This is a genomic window from Microbacterium sp. IO18 (assembly GCF_049099505.1).
Classification (GTDB): Bacteria; Actinomycetota; Actinomycetes; order Actinomycetales; family Microbacteriaceae; genus Microbacterium; species Microbacterium aurugineum.
Genome location: NZ_JBMJAF010000001.1, coordinates 345,324 through 365,446, shown reverse-complemented (window position 1 = coordinate 365,446; position 20,123 = coordinate 345,324). Strand labels below are relative to the sequence as shown.

Below are 20,123 nucleotides of genomic sequence, written 5' to 3'. Positions count from 1 at the left end.
CCGTATCAGCGGCTTTCGCGCAGTGGCAGGTCGATCGTCCCGGTCTCCCCTGCGTGACGCGCCTTCGGGATCCGGGTGCCGAGCACCTGGGACACGATGTCCTGGGCGATCTTCGGCGCTGTCAGTCCCGCGTCACCGAGGATCTGGTCCCGTGACGCGTGATCGATGAACTCGTCAGGGAGGCCCAGCTCGTCGACAGCGGTGTCGATCCCGGCCTCGCGGAGCACCTGCCGCACCCGCGTACCGATCCCGCCGACGCGGATGCCGTCCTCCAACGTGATCACGAGGCGGTGGTGAGCGGCCAGCTCGACGATCGACGGCTGCACCGGGATGGCCCACCGCGGATCGATGACGGTCGCCCCGATCCCCTGCGCCCGCAGCCTGTCGGCGACATCCAGCGCGAGTTCGGCGAAGGGACCGATCGCCACGACCAGCACGTCCTCGGATTCACCACGGGCGAGCACGTCGACACCGTCATGCAGCCTCTCGATCGCCGGAAGGTCTGGCGCCACCTCCCCCTTCGGGAATCGGATGACGGTCGGCGCATCATCGACCTGCACGGCTTCTTCGAGCGCTTCGGTCAGCCGAGCGCCGTCGCGAGGAGCCGCGATGCGGATGTGCGGAACAATCTGCAGCATCGCCAGGTCCCACATGCCGTGGTGGCTGGGGCCGTCAGGGCCGGTCACGCCGGCACGGTCGAGCACGAAGGTGACGCCCGCGCGGTGGAGTGCGACGTCCATCAGGACCTGGTCGAAAGCGCGCCCCATGAAGGTGGCGTACAACGCGACCACGGGGTGCAGTCCACCGAAGGCGAGACCGGCGGCCGACGCCACCGCGTGCTGCTCGGCGATGCCCACGTCGTACACCCGATCCGGGAACCGCTCGGCGAACGGCGCGAGACCCGTCGGTCGCAGCATCGCGGCCGTCATCGCGATGACATCGTTCCGGCGCTCCCCCACCGAGACCAGAGCATCGGAGAAGACGTCGGTCCAGCCGCGCCCCCCCGATGACAGAGTCTCACCGGTCGTCGGATCGATCTTGCCGACGGCGTGGAACTGGTCCGCCTCGTCATCACGCGCAGGCTGGTAGCCGCGGCCCTTCTCGGTGATCGTGTGGACGATGACCGGCGCGCCGTACGACTTCGCGAGCTCGAGCGTCTCGAGGAGGGCGGGAAGATCGTGCCCGTCGACCGGGCCGAGGTACTTGATGTCGAGGTTCGAGTACAGCGCCTCGTTGTTGGCGAAACGGGAGAGGAACCCGTGTGTGCCGCCCCGGACACCGCGGAACACGGCACGCCCCACTGGACCGAAGGCGCGGAACAGTCGGTCCGACTTGCGGTGGAGATCCTTGTACGCGGCAGCGGTGCGGACGCGGTTGAGATACCGCGACATGCCGCCGATCGTCGGCGCATACGAACGGCCGTTGTCGTTGACGACGATCACCAGGTTGCGGTCGTTGTCGTCGGAGATGTTGTTCAACGCCTCCCAGGTCATGCCGCCAGTGAGCGCGCCGTCGCCGACGACGGCGACGACATGACGATCTGCACGCCCCGTCGCCGTCAGCGCCCGGGAGATGCCATCCGCCCAGCTGAGGGAACTCGACGCGTGCGAGGACTCCACCACATCATGGTCACTCTCGCCGCGCTGCGGATAGCCGGCGAGTCCGCCGCGCACCCGGAGCCCGGAGAAGTCCTGTCGCCCGGTGAGCAGCTTGTGCACGTAGGACTGGTGGCCGGTGTCGAAGATGAACGGATCGTCGGGCGAGGAGAAAACCCGGTGCAGAGCGATGGTCAGCTCGACGACGCCCAGGTTGGGGCCAAGATGGCCGCCGGTGCGGGACACGTTCTCGACGAGGAAGGTGCGGATCTCCGCGGCGAGTTCTGCGAGCTGATCCGTCGACAGCGCATCCAGATCACGGGGTCCTGAGATGCTCGGAAGAATGGGCATCTGCGCCTCCTCACAGGCTTCACCGGAAGCGTCGGACAGGGCGCCGACGCCATCCCGATCCTATCGCGCTCACACGTGAGAACCGGGTGAGCGAGCACCCCCTTGACAGGACGATGGGGCTCGGGTCCGAAGACCCGAGCCCCATCGTCGCCCCGATCAGACCAGCGAACGCAGCACGTACTGCAGGATGCCGCCGTTGCGGTAGTAGTCGGCCTCACCGGGGGTGTCGATGCGGACGACCGCGTCGAACTCCACCGGCTGCTTGCCCTCGGGCGAGTTCTCGCTCGGGGTGGCCGTGACCTTGACCGTCTTCGGCGTGACCCCGTTGTTGAGCTCTTCCAGACCCGAGATCGAGACGATCTCGGTGCCGTCGAGACCCAGCGACTCCCAGCTCTCGCCGGCGGGGAACTGCAGCGGGACGACACCCATGCCGATCAGGTTCGAGCGGTGGATGCGCTCGAAGCTCTCGGTGATGACCGCCTTGACGCCCAGCAGGCGCGTGCCCTTGGCCGCCCAGTCACGCGACGAACCCGAGCCGTACTCCTTGCCACCGAAGATGACGAGCGGCGTGCCCTGCGCCTGGTAGTTCATGCTCGCGTCGTAGATGTACGACTGCGGCCCACCCGGCTGGGTGAAGTCACGCGTGAATCCACCCTCGACGACCTGTCCGTCGTTGACGGCCGCGACCATCGCGTTCTTCAGACGGATGTTCGCGAAGGTGCCGCGGATCATGACCTCGTGGTTGCCGCGACGCGAGCCGAAGGAGTTGAAGTCCTTGCGGTCGACGCCGTGCTCGGTGAGGTACTGGGCCGCGGGCGTACCGGGCTTGATGTTTCCGGCCGGCGAGATGTGGTCGGTGGTGACCGAGTCGCCGAGCGTCGCCATGACGCGAGCACCCTCGATGTCCTTCACCGGGGTGAGCTCCATCGTCATGCCGTCGAAGTACGGAGCCTTGCGGACGTAGGTCGAGTTCTCGTCCCACTGGAAGATCGCGTCATCCGGGGTGGGCAGGCTGCGCCAGCGCTCATCGCCGTCGAAGACCGTCGCGTACTGCTTGATGAACTGGTCTCGCGAGATGGACGAGTCGACGATCTCCTGCACCTCGTCGGGCGTCGGCCAGATGTCCTTCAAGAAGACGTCTTCGCCGTCGGTGCCCTTGCCGAGCGCGTCGTTCTCGAAGTCGAAGTGCATCGAGCCGGCGAGAGCGTACGCGATCACCAGCGGCGGGCTGGCGAGGTAGTTCATCTTCACGTCGGGGCTGATGCGTCCCTCGAAGTTGCGGTTACCGGAGAGGACCGCCGTGACGGCGAGGTCGTGCGAGTTGATCGCCTCCGAAACCTCTTCGATCAGCGGACCCGAGTTGCCGATGCAGATCGTGCAGCCGTAGCCGACGGTGTAGAAGCCGAGGCCCTCGAGGTCCTTGTCGAGACCGGACTTCTCGTAGTAGTCGGTGACCACCTTCGAGCCCGGACCGAGCGTGGTCTTCACCCAGGGCTTCTGCTTCAGGCCCTTCTCGAGCGCCTTGCGTGCGACGAGGCCGGCGGCGATCATCACCGACGGGTTCGACGTGTTGGTGCAGGAGGTGATGGCCGCGAGGGTGACCGCGCCGTTGTCGAGGATGTACTTCTCCCCCGACGGCGTGGTGACCGGCACGGGCTTCGAGGCATTGGCGGGAGCACCGCTGTTGATGTGCACCGGACGCGTGGACGGCTCCTCGTCGCCGGGTGCCTGACCGGGGTCGGACGCCGGGAACGAGTGCTTCGACTCGAGGTCGACGATCGAGTCCGAGGTGGACGGCGACGCGTAGCTCAGGATGTCCTGCTCGAACTGCGACTTCGCCTCGGAGAGGAGGATGCGATCCTGCGGGCGCTTCGGACCCGCGATCGACGGGACGACCGTGCCGAGGTCGAGCTCGAGGTACTCGCTGAAGGTCGGCTCGTGCGCGGCATCGTGCCAGAGCTTCTGCTCCTTGGCGTAGGCCTCGACCAGCGCGACGGCCTCTTCGCTGCGGCCGGTGAGGCGCAGGTAGTCGAGCGTCACGTCGTCGATCGGGAAGATCGCGGCGGTGGAGCCGAACTCCGGAGACATGTTGCCGATGGTGGCGCGGTTGGCGAGCGGAACGGAAGCGACGCCTTCGCCGTAGAACTCGACGAACTTGCCGACCACGCCGTGCTTGCGCAGCATGTCGGTGATCGTGAGCACGACGTCGGTCGCGGTCACGCCGGCGGGGATCTCGCCGGACAGCTTGAAGCCGACGACGCGCGGGATGAGCATCGACACGGGCTGACCGAGCATCGCGGCCTCGGCCTCGATACCGCCGACGCCCCAGCCGAGCACGCCGAGGCCGTTGACCATGGTGGTGTGCGAGTCGGTGCCGACGCAGGTGTCGGGGTAGGCGCGGAGCACGCCGTTGACGTCGCGGTCGTAGATGACCTTGGCGAGGTGCTCGATGTTCACCTGATGGACGATGCCGGTTCCCGGCGGGACGACCTTGAAGTCGCTGAACGCCGTCTGACCCCAGCGCAGGAACTGGTACCGCTCCCCGTTGCGCTCGTACTCAATCTCGACGTTGCGCTCGAGGGCGTTCTCCGAGCCGAACAGGTCGGCGATGACGGAGTGGTCGATGACCATCTCGGCGGGCGAGAGCGGGTTGATCTTGTTCGCGTCGCCACCGAGTGCCGTGACGGCCTCACGCATGGTGGCGAGGTCGACGATGCAGGGGACGCCGGTGAAGTCCTGCATGACCACGCGCGCCGGCGTGAACTGGATCTCGGTGCTGGGCTCTGCCGCGGCATCCCACGATCCCAGCGCCTCGATCTGCGCCTTCGTCACGTTCGCGCCATCCTCGGTGCGAAGCAGGTTCTCCAGGAGGACCTTGAGACTGAAGGGGAGCTTCTCGAAACCGGGCACCGTGTCGATGCGGAAGATCTCATAGTCGGTGCTGCCGACTGTCAGGGTGCTCTTGGCACCGAAGCTGTTCACCGTGGACACGAATCCGTCTCCTTCTATTCGGATGGGAGCGACAGGCGCCTCCATCTTGCTCGCCAGCGAGCCCCTGCGGCTAGCAAGGCGGACCTAACCAGTCTGCTCCGCGCAGCCCGCGGGCGAAAGCCTGCGATTTATCTTGATATCAAGATAAATCTATCACGCCTCGGAGGCATCCTCGCGCGCCGGCTCTCGCGGGTGGAGAGCGCGGACGACCAGCCAGGTCACCGCGATGAGGGGAGCGAACAGCGGCAACCCCATGACGAGCTTGAGGGTGCCGAGGGCGGTGACGTCTCCCGCGAGATAGAGCGGCAGCTGCACGGCGAGCCGCGCGAAGAACAGCGCAGCCCACGCGATCCCGAGCCAGAAGTAGGCACGGCGCTTACGGCGATCACTGCGCCACGTGGTGCCCTCCCCCATCAGGAATCCGACCGCGAGGCCGATCAGCGACCATCCGATCAGGGCCGACACCAGGATCACCGATCCGTACACCGCGTTCGTGATGAGTCCGGGAACGAAGTTGTCCGCCCCTCGACCGGTCCACAGCGCGAGGGCGGCGGCGGCCACCGCGGCGATGAGACCGCCGAGCGCGGCCGACGGCGGCGACTTCTGCAGGAGTCGTACGACCGTGAAGACCGCCGCGAGCCCGACCGAGACGCCGAGCGACAGGATCAGCGGTTCGGGGCGGATCGTGAAGATGATGACGAATGCGAGGCTGGGCAGCACCGATTCGAGGATGCCGCGCCACCCACCCATCGCGGACCACACGACCTTGTGCGTGCTCGAACTCTCCGCCGGGTCGAGGCCGGCCCGGCGAGCGGCACCGCCGAGCGCCTCACCGAGGATCTCGGAGGTGCGCTTCTCTCGCTCGGGGTCCTGGTCCGGGGTGCTCACGCGGATCCCGGTGTCGCCGGCATCTTGAGCGGGATCAGGTCACGAGGGGGCATCGGCGAGCCGCCGCGGACCACGACGATCGATCGGAAGAGATCCTCGACCTTCGCACCCGCCTCCGGATCCGACGCGCCTGCTCCCCCGATGACGCCGCGGAGGAACCATCGCGGACCATCGATGCCGATGAAGCGCGCGAGACGCAGCCCGGACCCCTCGCTCGCGGTGGCGGGAACCTCGGCGAGGAGTTCCTTGCCGAGTGGACCCTCGCGCTCTTCGACGCGACCGCCCTGCGCCTTGACCTGGTCGCGCAGCTGCACACGGGTCTCATCCCACAGACCGCCCGATCGCGGGGCGGCGAACGGCTGCACCTGCAGCGAGGAGTCCGCGTAGTCGAGCCCCACGGCGACGATGCGCTTGGTCTGCTCCTCGACCTCGAGCCGAAGGTTCAGGCCCTCCCTGGGGAGGATCTTGATCCCACCGAGGTCGATGTAGGGACGAACCGGATTCGCCTCGGAATCGTCGAAGGGCCCCTCGGTGGCGCGGTTCTCGGGCGCCGACTTCGGGGAAGTCTCGTTGCTGTCAGTCATTGGCCTGCCCTGCTTCGTTCTGCGTGTGCCCCGCCTGGTAGCCGGTGGAGCCGAATCCGCCGGCGCCGCGGACGCTCTCCGGCAGCTCATCGACCGGAAGGAACGTGGCGCGAGCCACCGGCATGATGATCAGCTGTGCGATGCGATCGCCGACCGCCACATCGTACGCGCTGTGGATATCGGTGTTGATCAGACTCACCTTGATCTCGCCCCGATATCCGGCGTCGACCGTCCCGGGCGAGTTCACGATCGAGATCCCGTGCTTGGCTGCGAGACCGCTGCGCGGAACCACGAACGCGGCGTAACCGTCGGGAAGGGCGATACGGACGCCCGTACCGACGAGGGCGCGCTCGCCCGGTCCGAGATGCACGGCCTCGGCCGCGACCAGATCTGCGCCGGCATCACCCGGATGCGCGTATCCGGGCACCGCCGCGGCGATAATGGGGATATCAACGGAATCGGTCACCCCATGAGGCTAATGCAGAACACCGGCACAGACACACGCCCGCGCTATCGCGAACGACTCGCTCCCAGCCTGTGGCTGCTGGTCACCGTCGCGGTGGCGGGGCCGATGGTGTCGCTCGTCTTCGTCCCGATCGGATCGACGGTCGCGCTCGTCGTCGGAGCGGCCGTCTCCGCGCTCCTGGTGCTGACGTTCGTCGCCGCGACGCCGGTCGTGTCCGTCGAGGGCACCATCCTGCGCGCAGGCCGCGCACATATCGATGTCGCGCACCTCGGCGATCCCGTGGCGCTGACCGGAGCGGATGCGCGTCATGCACGCGGGCCCGGACTCCCGGCGCGTGGTTGGCATCTCATCCGCGGTGGGATCGACGGCATCGTCGTCGTGCCGAATCTCGATGTCGACGACCCGGTCGACGCCTGGACCATCTCCACGCGGACTCCGGACCGCCTGGCCGCAGCGATCCGCGCGGCGCAGACCGGCGCCTGACCGGAGACGACAGCGCGCCCCGGACCACGATGGTCGGGGGCGCGTGAGACGTCGCTCGGAGGGCTGCTACGCAGCGCACTCCTTGCAGATGGGCCCGGATGCGCCCTCGTGGTCGAGCTGCGAGCGGTGCTTCACGAGGAAGCAGCTCATGCATGTGAACTCGTCCTGCTGCGCGGGCAGCACGACGACATCGAGCTCGAGGTCGGAAAGGTCGGCACCCGGAAGGTCGAAGCTCGACGGGTTGTCGGAGTCTTCGTCCCCGCTTGAGCCGGAGAGCTTGTCCGGCACACGCTCCTTCAGGGCTTCGATCGACTCGGAGTCGTCTTCGCTCTTTCGGGGGGCGTCGTAATCGGTTGCCATGCGGTAGATCTCCACTTTCATGGTGCGAGTGGGTGGTGCGCCGTCGGGTATTCGGCGGCCATAGTTTGCACGACCCGAGGTCATAACGCAAATGCTCGTCCGTGCGACAGAGGAAACTCACGGCACGCCCACGCTATTCCCGGTCACGAGCCCCCTCGCGTGACACCATGAACGGACACCCATCAGAGGGGCATTCGCATGGAAAACGTCACCATCGTCGGCACAGAAGCAGGAGTCCTCGTACTCGCGACCGAGTCGGGCGAGCGGTTCGCGCTGCCCATCGACGACATGCTGCAGCGCGAGATCCGTCGCGCCACCCGACAGGCCGAGCCGACCGCTCAGAAACTTGCGGCGAGCCCTCGTGACATCCAGGCCCAGATCCGCGCCGGGCTGACAGCTCCCGAAGTCGCCGAGCTGCTCGGGATCAGCGTCGAGGACGTCGCCCGGTTCGAAGGTCCGGTCCTCGCCGAGCGAGAGCACATCATCGGCCAGGCTCTCGCTGTGCCGGTGTTGATCGGCAGCGAGGTCGAGCCCGACGCGCAGCCCACCTTCGGCGTCGCCGTCCGCGCCAAACTGGCCGAGATCGAGGCGACTGCAGAGCGCTGGGCCAGTTGGAAAGAGGACTCCGGCTGGACCATCAAGCTCGAGTTCACGGCCAACGATGTCGAACACGACGCGCGCTGGAGCTTCGATCCTCGCCGCAGTGCACTGTCACCCCTGAACGCCGACGCGACCCAGCTCTCACGGCAGGGATCCCTGCCGGAAGGGCTCATCCCGCGACTGCGTGCGGTCGACGCCGAACGCACGACATCGCCCTACAAGGATGAGAGCCGCTTCGATTCGGGGGCGTTCGGCCCGCGTCTCCTGCCGACTCCGGAGGCGGAGTTCGAAGATCCCTCCCTCCCGGAGCGCTCCGATCTCGCGGCGCAGGACGCCGCGATCAAGCGTGCGCCCTCGACACCGAGCACGAACCCCGAGACGGCCGACCTGCTCGAGGCCCTTCGACGCCGTCGCGGACAGCGCGAAACGGCTCCTCTGCTCGACGACGCGGAAGACGCAGAGCGCTCCGACCCGATCTCCCTCTTCGACGCGCTGGATCAGCCGGAAGAGGAGCCGGAGGCATCGACGCCCGCATCGTCGCAGCCCACACCCACGGATTCCGGCGAGTCCGGTGGGCGCCGTCGCCGTCGAAACGCGATGCCCTCGTGGGATGAGATCGTCTTCGGCGCTCGCACGGACGAGTAACGCCGCATCGCGTCGCCGCACCGACGACGATCAGCGGGCGAAAGCCCCGAGTCTGATCAGCGGAACCTGACGCTCCTCGGGCGTGAGAGCGCCGTGTTGACCGATCATCGCCCGCCCGCGTTGGTCGGCGGCCGTGCCGTCGTACACGGCCCAGGTTCCGCGCGCGATCACCAGCACGTCACCGATCCGTGACGCTGCGGCATCGGTGACCGTCGGGCCGAAGAGGCGCGCATCCACCGCGTCGCCGCGTGTGAGGACATCGGCCGACCCGTGGAGGTCGGAACGCCAGCGCGTCATCACCTCAGCGACATCGACCTCAGGCTCGAGGTAGGCGTGCAGCATCCGGGGTTCACCCCCCAGATGACGGATCCCCGTGAGATGCGCTTCCTCCAGGACGATCTGACGCTTCTGCGGCACGTCGACCATCCCGTGGTCGGACGTGACGAGAACGCCGACCCCTGGAGGCACGCGTGCGGAGAGCGCCGCATCGACGTCCTCGAGCGCTGCGACCCACTCGCGCGAAGCGATCCCGTGCTTGTGGCCGGCTTTGTCGACCTCGGGGAGGTAGCAGTAGACGAGCGCCCCCGGATGGGTCTGAGCGAGTGCGTAGGCGGCTTCGATCCGCGATGCCGCGGTGTCCGCCGCGACGAACTCCGCGCCACGAAGAGTCGCCTTCGTGAAACCGCTGTGCGCATAGGCGGACAGACCGACGGCGAAGCTCTCATGACCGCTGCGTCCAGCGCGCTCGAAGATCGTGGGCGCCGCCTGCCAGACGAGCGGGTCGATCCCGTCGCTCTCCCAGCCGCTGAGCTGGTTGACGAGCACGTCGCGACTCGGGTCGAGCACGCGGTACCCCACGAGGCCATGCGCACCCGGCCACGCGCCGGTGACGATGCTGGTGAGGGCTGCGGCCGTCGTCGAGGGGAACACCGACTGGGCGACGTCCTTCTTCACCATGCCCGCCGTCAGCGCCCGAGCGTGTCCGGCGTGTCCGCGAAGGCTGATCGCGCCGAGCCCGTCGATGACGACGAGCACGACCGATTCCGCAGGGGGCAGCACCTCCGACTCGCCGCGCAGGGCGGCGAACAGGTCCGCCGCCACCCCGACGACGCTCCGGGCGCCCGCAGAGTCGGACGGTAGCATGAAGGACATCCGAGCCAGTCTGACACAGGCTCCCGTACGCCCTCAGGAAGTCCATGCCGAAAACCCCGCCGCCCGAGCCCGTCGAGGAGCGCATCCAGGACATCGACCTCTCCACGGAGATGCAGGGTTCGTTCCTCGAATACGCGTATTCGGTGATCTACTCGCGCGCCCTGCCCGACGCCCGCGATGGCCTCAAGCCCGTCCAGCGCCGCATCCTCTACCAGATGGCCGAGATGGGCCTGCGCCCGGATCGCGGCCACGTGAAGAGCGCTCGCGTCGTCGGTGAGGTGATGGGGAAGCTCCACCCCCACGGCGACTCCGCGATCTACGACGCGCTCGTACGCCTCGCCCAGGAGTGGGCGTTGCGCGTCCCGCTCGTCGACGGCCACGGCAACTTCGGCTCCCTGGATGACGGTCCGGCCGCAGCCCGGTACACCGAAGCCCGACTGGCCGCCGCCGCGCTCGCCCTCACCGAGAACCTCGATGAGGATGTCGTCGACTTCATCCCGAACTACGACGGGCAGTTCCACCAGCCGGCGGTACTGCCGGCCGCGTTCCCGAACCTCCTCGTCAACGGTGCCAGCGGCATCGCGGTCGGCATGGCCACCAACATGGCCCCGCACAACCTCATCGAGGTCGTGGCGGCGGCGACCCACCTGCTGGAGAATCCGGACGCCACGACCGAAGAGCTCATGGAGTTCGTCCCCGGGCCGGACTTCCCCTCCGGGGGCATCCTGATGGGTCTGGACGGCGTCAAGGACGCGTACACGAACGGACGTGGCGCCCTCAAGGTCCGGGGCAAGACGTCCATCGAACCTCTGGGCCCGCGGCGCACCGGCATCATCGTCTCGGAACTGCCGTACATGGTCGGTCCCGAGCGTCTGATCGAGAAGATCCGCGATGCCGTACAGGCGAAGAAGCTGCAGGGCATCAGTGATGTCACCGACCTCACCGACCGCAACCATGGACTGCGCGTCGCCATCGGCGTGAAGACGGGCTTCGACCCGAACGCCGTCCTCGAGCAGCTGTACCGCCTGACGCCGCTCGAAGACTCCTTCAGCATCAACAACGTCGCGCTCGTCGAGGGCCAGCCGCGCACGCTCGGTCTCAAGGAGATGCTGAGCGTCTACGTCGGGCATCGCCTCGAGGTGATCACCCGGCGCAGCCGGTACCGTCTCGCGCGCCGTGAGGAGCGCCTGCACCTCGTCGAGGGATTGCTCATCGCGATCCTCGACATCGACGAGGTCATCCAGGTCATCCGCTCCTCCGACGACTCCGAGCAGGCCCGCACCCGGCTGCGTTCGGTGTTCGATCTGAGTGAGCTCCAGGCCGAGTACATCCTCGAGCTGCGGCTGCGTCGCCTGACGAAGTTCTCGCGGATCGAGCTCGAGAGCGAGCGTGACGCGTTGCTGGCCGAGATCGCCTCGCTCCGTGAGCTCCTCGGGAGCCCCGCGTTGCTCCGCGCGGCGGTCGCGAGAGAGCTGGATGCCGCTGCCGACGCCTACGGCACACCTCGCCGGACGCTCCTGATGAACGCGGCTCCCCCGAAGCCCCGGGCGACCAAGGGCGCGGTCGACCTGCAGATCGCCGATGCCCCCACGGTGCTCGTCCTCTCGACCACCGGCAGAGCCGTGCGCGTCGATCTCGGAGAGGGCCAGGAGCTCACGGTTCCGGCGCGTCGGAGCAAGCACGACGCCATCCTCGCGACGGTCGAGACCACGGTACGCGCCGAGATCGGAGCGCTGACGAGCCTCGGCCGAGTCGTACGGTTCTCCCCCGTCGACCTCCCCTCCGTCCCCTCCTCCTCGGTGCAGTTGGCGGCCGGTACGCCGTTGCGCGACTACCTGGGCATCACGACCAAGAACGAGCGTGTCCTCGGCTTCGTGCGCTTCGACAGCGACATCCCGATCGCTCTCGGCACCGCCCAGGGCACGGTGAAGCGCGTCGTTCCGTCCTCGCTCCCCGCGCGCCCCGAGCTCGAGGTCATCGGCCTGAAGGCCGGTGACACGGTCATCGGCGCGGCGGAGGCAGCGGATGACTCCGAGATGGTGTTCGTGACGACCGACGCCCGGCTGCTCCATTTCCCGTCGTCATCGGTACGTCCCCAAGGTGCCCCCGCCGGAGGTATGGCCGGGGTCAAGCTCGGCCCCGGGACCTCCGTCCTCTTCTTCGGCGTGGTCGATCCGACAAGCGATGCCGTGGTCGCCACGGTGTCCGGCGGCGAGAGCATCCTGCCGGGAACGGATCCGGGTCGCGCGAAGGTGTCGTCGTTCGCTGAGTACCCCGCCAAGGGGCGCGCGACGGGTGGCGTGCGCGCGCACGCCTTCTTGAAGGGCGAGGATCGGCTCACGGTCGCGTGGGTGGGCCCCGGTCCGGCGCAGGCCGTGGACCCGACCGGTGCGGTGCGCAAGCTCCCCGAGGCCCGTGCCCGTCGCGACGCCTCCGGCCAGCCCATCGACGGCGTGATCGGGACCATCGGACGCACGATCGTGTGACGTCGTTCGGGAGGCCTCCGTCACCGGCGGCCTCCCGGACGCCCGCGATCAGTTCAAGTCAGGCGTCGATCGACTCGCGCGAGAGCCGGTCGGAGGACTCGATGATGAACTCGCGCCGCGGGGCGACCTCGTTGCCCATCAGCAGCTCGAACATACGGCCTGCCGCCTCCGCATCCTCCATGCGCACCCGACGCAGCAGACGCCCGGAGCGGTCCATGGTCGTGTTGGCCAGCTGCTCGGCATCCATCTCTCCGAGTCCCTTGTAGCGCTGGATCGGCTCGTGCCAGCGCTTGCCGGCCTTGCGGAGCTTGGTGAGCAGGGCCTGCATCTCCTGCTCGCTGTAGGTGTAGATCGTCTCGTTGGGCTTCGACCCCGGGTTCATCACGATCACCCGATGCAGCGGGGGGACGGCAGCGAAGACACGGCCGTCCTCGATCAGCGGCCGCATGTAGCGGAAGAACAGGGTGAGCAACAGCGTGCGGATGTGCGCGCCGTCCACGTCGGCGTCGCTCATCAGGATGATCTTCCCGTAGCGTGCCGCGCTGAGATCGAACGTCCGGCCCGAGCCGGCGCCGATCACCTGGATGATCGATGCGCACTCCGCGTTGGAGAGCATGTCCCCCACGGAAGCCTTCTGCACGTTGAGGATCTTGCCGCGGATCGGGAGGAGCGCTTGGAACTCGCTGTTGCGTGCGTTCTTGGCCGTGCCGAGAGCCGAGTCACCCTCGACGATGAACAGCTCGCTGCGATCGACCTCGTTGGTGCGGCAGTCGACCAGCTTCGTCGGAAGCGTCGAGGACTCGAGCGCATTCTTGCGTCGCTGCGTCTCCTTGTGGGCGCGCGCCGAGACACGGGCCTTCATCTCCGAGACGATCTTGTCCAGGAGCTGTGATGCCTGGTTCTTGTCGTCGCGCTTGGTCGACGTGAAGCGCTGGGCGAGATCCTTGCGGATCACCTGCGCCACGATCTGTCGAACGGCCGGCGTCCCGAGGACCTCTTTGGTCTGACCCTCGAACTGCGGCTCCGGAACGTTGACCGTGAGCACCGCGGTGAGCCCGGCCAGCACATCGTCCTTCTCGAGCTTGTCGTTGCCGACCTTGAGGCGGCGGGCGTTCTGCTCGACCTGGGTCCGGAGGACCTTGAGGAGTTCCTGTTCGAAGCCCTGCTGGTGGGTTCCGCCCTTGGGCGTCGCGATGATGTTGACGAACGAGCGGACCCGGGTGTCGTAGCCGGTTCCCCAGCGCAGCGCGATGTCGACCGCGCAGACACGCTCGACCTCGGTGGCGATCATGTGACCGTCCGCCTGGAGCACCGGGACGGTCTCCTTGAACGTGCCTTCTCCCTGGATGCGCCAGGTGTCGGTCACCGGAGGGTCGATCGCCAGGTAGTCGACGAACTCGGAGATACCGCCCTCATAGAGGTACGAGGTCTCCACGGGCACGGGGGCCGCGACGGGCCCGGCGCCCTCCTCCTCGGTGACGTTCGCGAGCTCGGGGACGGCGACGGCGCGCTCATCCTTCACCACGATCTCGAGACCGGGGACGAGGAAGGCGGTCTGCCGCGCACGGGTTTCGAGCTCAGCGAGTTGGAACGCTGCGTCCTTCGTGAAGATCTGACGATCCGCCCAGTAACGGACACGCGTGCCGGTGACACCTCGTGGCGCCTTGCCGACGACCCGCAGCTCGCTCTTCTCCTCGAAGGGAGTGAACGGCGCGTCAGGACGCTTCTCGCCGGAGTCCGTGAAGATGCCCGGTTCGCCGCGGTGGAAGGACATCGCATAGGTCTTGCCACCGCGGTCGACCTCGACGTCGAGCCGCTCGGAGAGCGCATTCACCACCGAGGCACCGACGCCATGCAGACCACCGGACGCAGCGTACGAGCCACCTCCGAACTTCCCACCCGCGTGCAGCTTCGTGTAGACGACCTCGACACCGCTCAGACCGGTCCGGGGTTCGACGTCGACGGGGATTCCGCGCCCGCGGTCGTGCACCTCCACACTGCCGTCGCTGTGCAGGATGATGTCGATCTTCGAGCCGTTGCCCGCCACCGCTTCGTCGACGGAGTTGTCGATGATCTCCCAGAGGCAGTGCATGAGACCCGGGGAGCCGTTCGACCCGATGTACATACCCGGGCGTTTGCGGACAGCCTCGAGCCCCTCAAGCACCTGGAGGTGGTGGGCAGAATACTCGGCATTCACAATCTCCGAGTCTATTCTCGCCACCTCCGCTCGGGCTGCCGACACTCCCCACGCGGAGCGAGTCCGAGGCGCACGCGTACGCGCTGAGCGAAACACGCCGCAAACCGGGCATGCACACAGGTACAGCGTGGTTGTATTGACCAAATCACGAAGCGAAGCCGACACCCGAGGAGGCACCGAGATGAACGCAACGACCGAACGTGACACCTCCACCGTCGAGTTCCGCCTGACCGCCATGGATCGTTGTGATTCCTGCGGTGCGCAGGCGTACATCGCCGCCGAGGTGAACGGTTCCGAGCTCCTGTTCTGCGCCCACCACGGCCGCAAGTACGAAGAGAAGCTCCGCAGCGTCGCCACCAGCTGGCACGACGAGACCGCGCGTCTCATCGAAGCCGTCTGATCACCCTCGACGGGCCAGGGGTCAGTCGATCACGACCCTGCGCACTCGCGCGGTGAGCCGGGTGAGGATCTCTTCGCCGACCGTGTCGATCCGCTCGGCGAGCGTGGTCGCGGAAGACTCCCCGGATTCGCCCGCGCCGAACAGCGTCACTTCGTCGCCGACCCGGGCTCCCGGCCAGCGGTCGACGATCGACGTCGTCTGACCCACGGCGGTAAGCACTCGGGCTCCACCGGGAGTCCCCACGCTCGCTCCGCCCAAGGTCGACGGGAGACCGTCGAAGCTGCCGATCGCGATCACGGCATCATCACCGTCGACCTCGACGACCGTCGCGACGAGGCTTGCTGCAGGTCGCACACCCTCGAGGTCCGGGCCGTCCGCGGATCGGATGCCGTAGCAGAACGCTCCGATGCGCGAGACCGAGCCACGCAGCTCCGGTCGCCACCAGGATGCCGCCGACGCGGTCAGGTGCAATGCGCGCGGAACCGGACCCGACTCCCCCACTACTCGCACGGCGTCCAGGAACACTGCCTGCGCCTCGTCGTCCTCCGCATCGCTCGCCTCAGCGATGTGGCTCCAGACCCCCTCCAATTCGAGGAGTCCTACGGCCTCCGCGGCCCTGGCCTCGGAGACGACGTCGGCCCAGTCCTCTGGGAGTATGCCGTTACGGTGCAGGCCCGTGTCGATCTTGAGGTGCACGCGCGCCCGTACGCCCAGCGCCTCCGCGCGGGCGATGATCCGTCGCAGATACTCGGCGGTGCCGACTCCGAGATCGATGCGGTGCAGCAGAGCGTCATCGACCTCCGCGTCCGTCGAGGTAGCCCAGGCGAAGATGCGCGCGTCTCCTCCGACGACGCGCCGAACCTCTGAGCCGCCCGCGATGTCGTAGCTCCCGAACCAGTCGACGCCCGCCTTCGACGCCGCCTCGACCGCCCACGCGAGCCCGTGGCCGTAGGCGTCGTCCTTGAGCACGAGCATGAGGGTCGACGGCGCGATCCGCGCCTTGACGGCATCGACGTTCGCGCGGAAGACGTCACTGCTGATCCGCAGCTGCGGGCGGGTCATGCCTCCCACCCCCGCACAGCGTGCGCGCCCGCGACCGTGACGAGTTCCGCCGCCGTCAGCCCGGTGATCGCGCTCCATCGGGCGACTCCGGCCTTGGCCGTGCCCCACCCACCGAAATAGGTGACCTCCGATCCGGGCGCGATGTCGACCTCCGGGCCTTCCATGTCCACGACGCAGACATCCATCGCGACCCGTCCGATGATGGGTCGCGCCGTCCCGGCGACGTCGACGTGTGCGTGATTCCCGAGGGCACGGACGATCCCTTGCGCATAACCGCCCGTCACCAACGCCACGGTGGTCTCCGCGGGCGCACGGAAGGTGTACCCGTACGACACCGCATCCCCGGCGCGCAAGCGTTTGGTGGACATCACTCGGCCGCTGAGGCGCATCACCGGCTGCGTCGAGAGGACTCCGTGCTCGTCCGGCAGCCCGTAGAGCAGAGTCGGGTCGATATCCGCCTCAACCGAGGTGACTCCGACGATTCCCTCCAACCGCAGCGCCTCGATCTCACCGACGGAATCGACCAGCACCCGTTCGGCGCCGGCTGCGGTCACCGCCTGCGCTACGGCGAGGATTCCGTGGCCCCAGGCATCGCGTCGCAGATCCGCAATACGTCCTCCTGCGCGCACTGCCGCCGACGCCCCTGCCGCCAGCGCCGAGCGGGAGATCATCGCGAAAGGCAGGGCGCTGGAAGTCGTCTCACACACGTCCTCCACCCTAGCTTCCGCCTCCCAGGTGGACCTCCGAGTCCCCCGTAGACTGGTGGGGACCCCGACCCTGGAGCCATATGTCTCGTCTTTCCCTCGCGCCCCGCATCCGCTACCTGCTGGGACGTGCTCGCCGCATCGACGTCGGATCGGTGGTGGAACGGGCCAAGGAGGCATCGGAACAGCACCACAAGGCCGTCCCTGCCATCGTCGTCGATATGCTCTGGTCCGCGGCCCGGCACAACGTCGGGTTCCAGGACTACATCGACTACGACTTCGCCATGCTCACCAAAGCGGAGCGCGAGACCTACATGACCCACCCCGTGTCGAACCAGCTCTCGCAGCGATTCGACCACCCTGACTACCGCTGGATCTTCCAGGACAAGGTCGAGTTCGACAAGCAGTTCTCCCCCTTCCTGAAACGCGAGTGGATGACGGTCGAGGAAGGCAACGCGGATGCGGTGCGCGAGCTGACCGAGCGCCTCGGCACGATCGTCACGAAGGAGCCGGTCGGGCAGGCGGGAACCGGTGTGCATCGCTATCACGCGGCGGACATCGACGACTGGGACGAGTTCCATCGCGGACTGCTGGACCGCGGCGAGCTCCTCATCGAAGAGGTGATCCGGCAGCACGACGCCCTGGCCGCCGTCTGCCCCGGCACCGTGAACACGACGCGCATCACCGCCTTCTTCGACGGTGAGAAAGCGCACATCCTCGCGATCGCGCAGAAGTTCGGCCGCGGCGCTGTCAGCGACCAGATGACCTTCGGCGGCTTCTACACGATGCTCGACCAGAACGGGCACGCGATCGGCGCCGGGTACGACTCCCACGGACATGTGCACGAGACGCATCCGGATTCCGGCTTCCGCATCGCCGACTTCCAGCTGCCGTACATGGAGGAGGTTCGAGCCTTCATCGACGACGTCGCGCGCGTCGTGCCGCAGGTGCAGTACGTGGGCTGGGACATCGTGGTCTCTCCCGACGGCCCCGTGCTCGTCGAGGGCAACTGGGGAGCCGGAGTGTACGAGAACAAGCCCAGCGTGACCGGCATCCGCACCGGCCACAAGCCGCGCTACCGCGAGGTCATCGGCTTCTGAGGAAACGCAGAAGGCCCCGGATGCTCTGCGCATCCGGGGCCTTCTTCTTAGATCTGAGCGGGTCAGACCGCGCGGACGATCCCGAGCGGCGTGGACTCCAGTCCCTGACCGAGCGGGTTGTCACCGAGGATCTTCACGAGCCGGTGCTCACCGTTCTTGTCGAGCGTCGAGCCGAGGATGTTGCCACCCAGGTCATTGATGTCGACGACGGCGACCTCTGCCTGGCCACCGATCAACGCCTTCAGCCGAACGGCGACGCCATCCGGGTCCTTGGGTCCGAGCACGACCGCCTCGTTGTAGGGCGGGATCGTGTGCTTGGTGGGACCGTCGATGGCACGCGCCTTGTCACCCGCGATGCGGTAGAAGTCACCACGGCGACCGAACGCTTTGGTGACGGCGGCCACGGCGGACGCGAACAGGATTCGGGGCGTGCCGCATTCGCGGAGCGCCATCTCCATCGTCTCGGGCATCCCGAGTCCGATCCCGTACGGCGTGCGCGTGACGTACTTCGAGAGGAACAGCGCGAGCTTGCGCGGCTTGATCTCGTCGAGACGGTACGACCGCCCCTGGGTGATCGCCACGATCTTCTCGGTCACGAACAGCAGGTCACCCGGCTGCACCGCATCCTTCGCATACTCCGTGATGATCGCGTCGAGGTCGTCCTCGGGCATGACCACGCGGGTGCGCAGCGGGATACGCGCATAGCTCGTGCCGTCGACGCTCGTCTCGAGTGCCTTGCCGTCATTCGCCTGGCTCATTCGAGGTAGTCCCGCAGCGACTGCGAGCGGCTCGGGTGCCGGAGCTTCGCCATGGTCTTCGACTCGATCTGACGGATGCGCTCGCGCGTCACCCCGAACGTGTCGCCGATCTGGTCGAGGGTCTTCGGCTGACCGTCGCCCAGGCCGAAGCGCATGCGGATCACACCAGCTTCGCGCTCGGACAGCGAGTCCAGGAGCTGCTCGAGCTGGCGCTGCAGCATGGTGAAGCCCACGGCATCCGCCGGCACGACGGCCTCGGTGTCTTCGATGAGATCACCGAACTCGCTGTCGCCGTCCTCACCGAGTGGCGTGTGCAGCGAGATCGGCTCGCGGCCGTACTTCTGGACCTCGACGACCTTCTCCGGCGTCATGTCGAGCTCACGGCTGAGCTCTTCCGGGGTGGGCTCGCGTCCCAGGTCCTGGAGCATCTGACGCTGCACGCGGGCGAGCTTGTTGATGACCTCGACCATGTGCACCGGGATACGGATCGTGCGGGCCTGGTCGGCCATCGCGCGCGTGATCGCCTGACGGATCCACCAGGTGGCGTACGTCGAGAACTTGAAGCCCTTGGTGTAGTCGAACTTCTCGACCGCGCGGATGAGACCGAGGTTGCCCTCCTGGATCAGGTCCAGGAACTGCATGCCGCGGCCCGTGTAGCGCTTCGCGAGCGAGACGACGAGTCGGAGGTTCGCTCCGAGCAGGTGACTCTTCGCGCGCTGACCGTCGCGGGCGACCCACTGCAGGTCGAGACCGAGCTGACTCGTCTTCTCGGCCGGCGTCATCGCTGACAGTTTCTCCTCGGCGAAGAGACCGGCTTCGATGCGCATCGCGAGCTCGACCTCTTCGGCGGCGTTCAGCAGAGCGACCTTACCGATCTGCTTCAGGTAGTCCTTGACCGGGTCAGCCGTGGCGCCGGTGATCTGCGTCGAGTAGACCGGCACGTCTTCGTCGTCGTTGGACGAGATGACGATGGCGCCGGTCGGCAGCGGCTCGGTGAACTTCGGCTTGGAGTCCTCGTCCTCTTCGTCGGCGTCCTCCGCAGCGACGACAGGGGCCTCGTCTTCTTCGACGACGTCGTCGGACTTCTTCTTCTTGACCGGGGCGCGCTTGGCAGCAGCGCGCTTGGCAGCGCTCAAGGGCGCGGGCTTCTCAGACGCTTCGGCCTCGACCTGGGCGTCGATGGCGGTCTCAGCGGCAGCCTTCTTCGTCCGGGTGTTCTTCGTCGTGGCAGGAGTCACGTTTCGCCTTTCACGGGGCGAATCTCTCACCCCGGGACATTTCGGACACTAGTAAGACCCTTG

17 protein-coding genes are annotated in these 20,123 nt (G+C 67.4%); 5 read left to right on the top strand and 12 right to left on the bottom strand.

The annotated features are described in order from the left end of the window. Positions 1-5: 5 nt before the first annotated feature. From dxs to dut, 5 genes are all read right to left on the bottom strand, one after another. The gene (gene dxs, locus ACLF6J_RS01795; protein ID WP_131491126.1) at positions 6-1,946 is read right to left on the bottom strand and encodes a 1-deoxy-D-xylulose-5-phosphate synthase; all 1,941 of its coding nucleotides are present in this window, start codon (positions 1,944-1,946) and stop codon (positions 6-8) included. Between the two features lie 156 nt (positions 1,947-2,102). Further along, positions 2,103-4,937 (bottom strand): aconitate hydratase, encoded by a 2,835-nt coding sequence (locus ACLF6J_RS01790; protein WP_134353778.1) that lies wholly within the window; start codon positions 4,935-4,937, stop codon positions 2,103-2,105. 153 nt (positions 4,938-5,090) lie between these two features. Continuing rightward, the gene (locus ACLF6J_RS01785) at positions 5,091-5,825 is read right to left on the bottom strand and encodes a DUF3159 domain-containing protein (RefSeq protein WP_134353779.1); all 735 of its coding nucleotides are present in this window, start codon (positions 5,823-5,825) and stop codon (positions 5,091-5,093) included. Further along, a complete protein-coding gene (locus ACLF6J_RS01780; protein ID WP_134353780.1) occupies positions 5,822-6,409 on the bottom strand; it encodes a DUF3710 domain-containing protein in 588 nt (195 codons plus the stop codon). Before ACLF6J_RS01780 ends, ACLF6J_RS01785 begins: the two co-directional genes overlap by 4 nt. Then, positions 6,402-6,875 (bottom strand): dUTP diphosphatase, encoded by a 474-nt coding sequence (gene dut / locus ACLF6J_RS01775; protein WP_134353781.1) that lies wholly within the window; start codon positions 6,873-6,875, stop codon positions 6,402-6,404. The genes ACLF6J_RS01780 and dut overlap by 8 nt, the downstream gene beginning before the upstream one ends. Positions 6,876-6,887: 12 nt before the next feature. On the opposite strand from dut, the gene ACLF6J_RS01770 reads away from it, so the two are divergent. Then, on the top strand, positions 6,888-7,358 hold the full coding sequence (locus tag ACLF6J_RS01770) for a DUF3093 domain-containing protein (protein ID WP_134353782.1): 471 nt from the start codon (positions 6,888-6,890) through the stop codon (positions 7,356-7,358). Positions 7,359-7,424: 66 nt separating this feature from the next. Here ACLF6J_RS01770 and ACLF6J_RS01765 read toward each other — a convergent pair whose 3' ends face one another. After that, complete coding sequence (locus ACLF6J_RS01765) at positions 7,425-7,718, bottom strand: DUF4193 domain-containing protein (protein WP_029259298.1); 294 nt, start codon at positions 7,716-7,718, stop codon at positions 7,425-7,427. A 198-nt stretch (positions 7,719-7,916) separates the two neighbouring features. On the opposite strand from ACLF6J_RS01765, the gene sepH reads away from it, so the two are divergent. Then, positions 7,917-8,963, top strand: coding sequence for a septation protein SepH (sepH, locus tag ACLF6J_RS01760; protein ID WP_134353783.1), 1,047 nt, complete (start codon positions 7,917-7,919; stop codon positions 8,961-8,963). A 30-nt stretch (positions 8,964-8,993) separates the two neighbouring features. Here sepH and ACLF6J_RS01755 read toward each other — a convergent pair whose 3' ends face one another. After that, positions 8,994-10,115, bottom strand: a complete 1,122-nt coding sequence (locus ACLF6J_RS01755) for an alkaline phosphatase family protein (RefSeq protein ID WP_244093661.1) — start codon at positions 10,113-10,115, stop codon at positions 8,994-8,996. A gap of 44 nt (positions 10,116-10,159) precedes the next feature. Here ACLF6J_RS01755 and ACLF6J_RS01750 point away from each other — a divergent pair, with 44 nt between their 5' ends. Beyond that, on the top strand, positions 10,160-12,601 hold the full coding sequence (locus tag ACLF6J_RS01750; RefSeq protein ID WP_134353784.1) for a DNA gyrase/topoisomerase IV subunit A: 2,442 nt from the start codon (positions 10,160-10,162) through the stop codon (positions 12,599-12,601). A 58-nt stretch (positions 12,602-12,659) separates the two neighbouring features. Here the strand turns inward: ACLF6J_RS01750 and ACLF6J_RS01745 are convergent, their stop codons facing one another. Next, complete coding sequence (locus ACLF6J_RS01745) at positions 12,660-14,798, bottom strand: DNA gyrase/topoisomerase IV subunit B (protein WP_421076808.1); 2,139 nt, start codon at positions 14,796-14,798, stop codon at positions 12,660-12,662. A 181-nt stretch (positions 14,799-14,979) separates the two neighbouring features. Here ACLF6J_RS01745 and ACLF6J_RS01740 point away from each other — a divergent pair, with 181 nt between their 5' ends. After that, positions 14,980-15,198 (top strand): DUF7455 domain-containing protein, encoded by a 219-nt coding sequence (locus ACLF6J_RS01740; protein ID WP_047519411.1) that lies wholly within the window; start codon positions 14,980-14,982, stop codon positions 15,196-15,198. A 21-nt stretch (positions 15,199-15,219) separates the two neighbouring features. Here the strand turns inward: ACLF6J_RS01740 and ACLF6J_RS01735 are convergent, their stop codons facing one another. Then, a complete protein-coding gene (locus ACLF6J_RS01735) occupies positions 15,220-16,260 on the bottom strand; it encodes an alanine racemase (RefSeq protein ID WP_134353785.1) in 1,041 nt (346 codons plus the stop codon). Then, positions 16,257-16,967 carry an alanine racemase gene (locus ACLF6J_RS01730; RefSeq protein ID WP_244093662.1) on the bottom strand — a complete coding sequence of 237 codons (711 nt, stop codon included), beginning with the start codon at positions 16,965-16,967 and terminating at the stop codon, positions 16,257-16,259. Before ACLF6J_RS01730 ends, ACLF6J_RS01735 begins: the two co-directional genes overlap by 4 nt. A gap of 80 nt (positions 16,968-17,047) precedes the next feature. Here ACLF6J_RS01730 and ACLF6J_RS01725 point away from each other — a divergent pair, with 80 nt between their 5' ends. Beyond that, the gene (locus ACLF6J_RS01725) at positions 17,048-18,064 is read left to right on the top strand and encodes a sugar-transfer associated ATP-grasp domain-containing protein (protein ID WP_047519407.1); all 1,017 of its coding nucleotides are present in this window, start codon (positions 17,048-17,050) and stop codon (positions 18,062-18,064) included. Between the two features lie 62 nt (positions 18,065-18,126). Here ACLF6J_RS01725 and ACLF6J_RS01720 read toward each other — a convergent pair whose 3' ends face one another. Continuing rightward, the gene (locus tag ACLF6J_RS01720; RefSeq protein WP_134353786.1) at positions 18,127-18,822 is read right to left on the bottom strand and encodes a coenzyme F420-0:L-glutamate ligase; all 696 of its coding nucleotides are present in this window, start codon (positions 18,820-18,822) and stop codon (positions 18,127-18,129) included. Further along, positions 18,819-20,060 carry an RNA polymerase sigma factor gene (locus tag ACLF6J_RS01715; RefSeq protein ID WP_134353787.1) on the bottom strand — a complete coding sequence of 414 codons (1,242 nt, stop codon included), beginning with the start codon at positions 20,058-20,060 and terminating at the stop codon, positions 18,819-18,821. The genes ACLF6J_RS01720 and ACLF6J_RS01715 overlap by 4 nt, the downstream gene beginning before the upstream one ends. Positions 20,061-20,123: the final 63 nt, after the last annotated feature.

Excerpts from the sequence above, each read along its gene's own strand:
- dxs (WP_131491126.1), bottom strand. The coding sequence starts at position 1,946 with ATGCCCATTCTTCCGAGCATCTCAGGACCCCGTGATCTGGATGCGCTG.
- ACLF6J_RS01780 (WP_134353780.1), bottom strand. The coding sequence starts at position 6,409 with ATGACTGACAGCAACGAGACTTCCCCGAAGTCGGCGCCCGAGAACCGC.
- ACLF6J_RS01770 (WP_134353782.1), top strand. The coding sequence starts at position 6,888 with ATGCAGAACACCGGCACAGACACACGCCCGCGCTATCGCGAACGACTC.
- ACLF6J_RS01765 (WP_029259298.1), bottom strand. The coding sequence starts at position 7,718 with ATGGCAACCGATTACGACGCCCCCCGAAAGAGCGAAGACGACTCCGAG.
- sepH (WP_134353783.1), top strand. The coding sequence starts at position 7,917 with ATGGAAAACGTCACCATCGTCGGCACAGAAGCAGGAGTCCTCGTACTC.
- ACLF6J_RS01755 (WP_244093661.1), bottom strand. The coding sequence starts at position 10,115 with ATGTCCTTCATGCTACCGTCCGACTCTGCGGGCGCCCGGAGCGTCGTC.
- ACLF6J_RS01750 (WP_134353784.1), top strand. The coding sequence starts at position 10,160 with ATGCCGAAAACCCCGCCGCCCGAGCCCGTCGAGGAGCGCATCCAGGAC.
- ACLF6J_RS01740 (WP_047519411.1), top strand. The coding sequence starts at position 14,980 with ATGAACGCAACGACCGAACGTGACACCTCCACCGTCGAGTTCCGCCTG.
- ACLF6J_RS01735 (WP_134353785.1), bottom strand. The coding sequence starts at position 16,260 with ATGACCCGCCCGCAGCTGCGGATCAGCAGTGACGTCTTCCGCGCGAAC.
- ACLF6J_RS01725 (WP_047519407.1), top strand. The coding sequence starts at position 17,048 with ATGTCTCGTCTTTCCCTCGCGCCCCGCATCCGCTACCTGCTGGGACGT.
- ACLF6J_RS01720 (WP_134353786.1), bottom strand. The coding sequence starts at position 18,822 with ATGAGCCAGGCGAATGACGGCAAGGCACTCGAGACGAGCGTCGACGGC.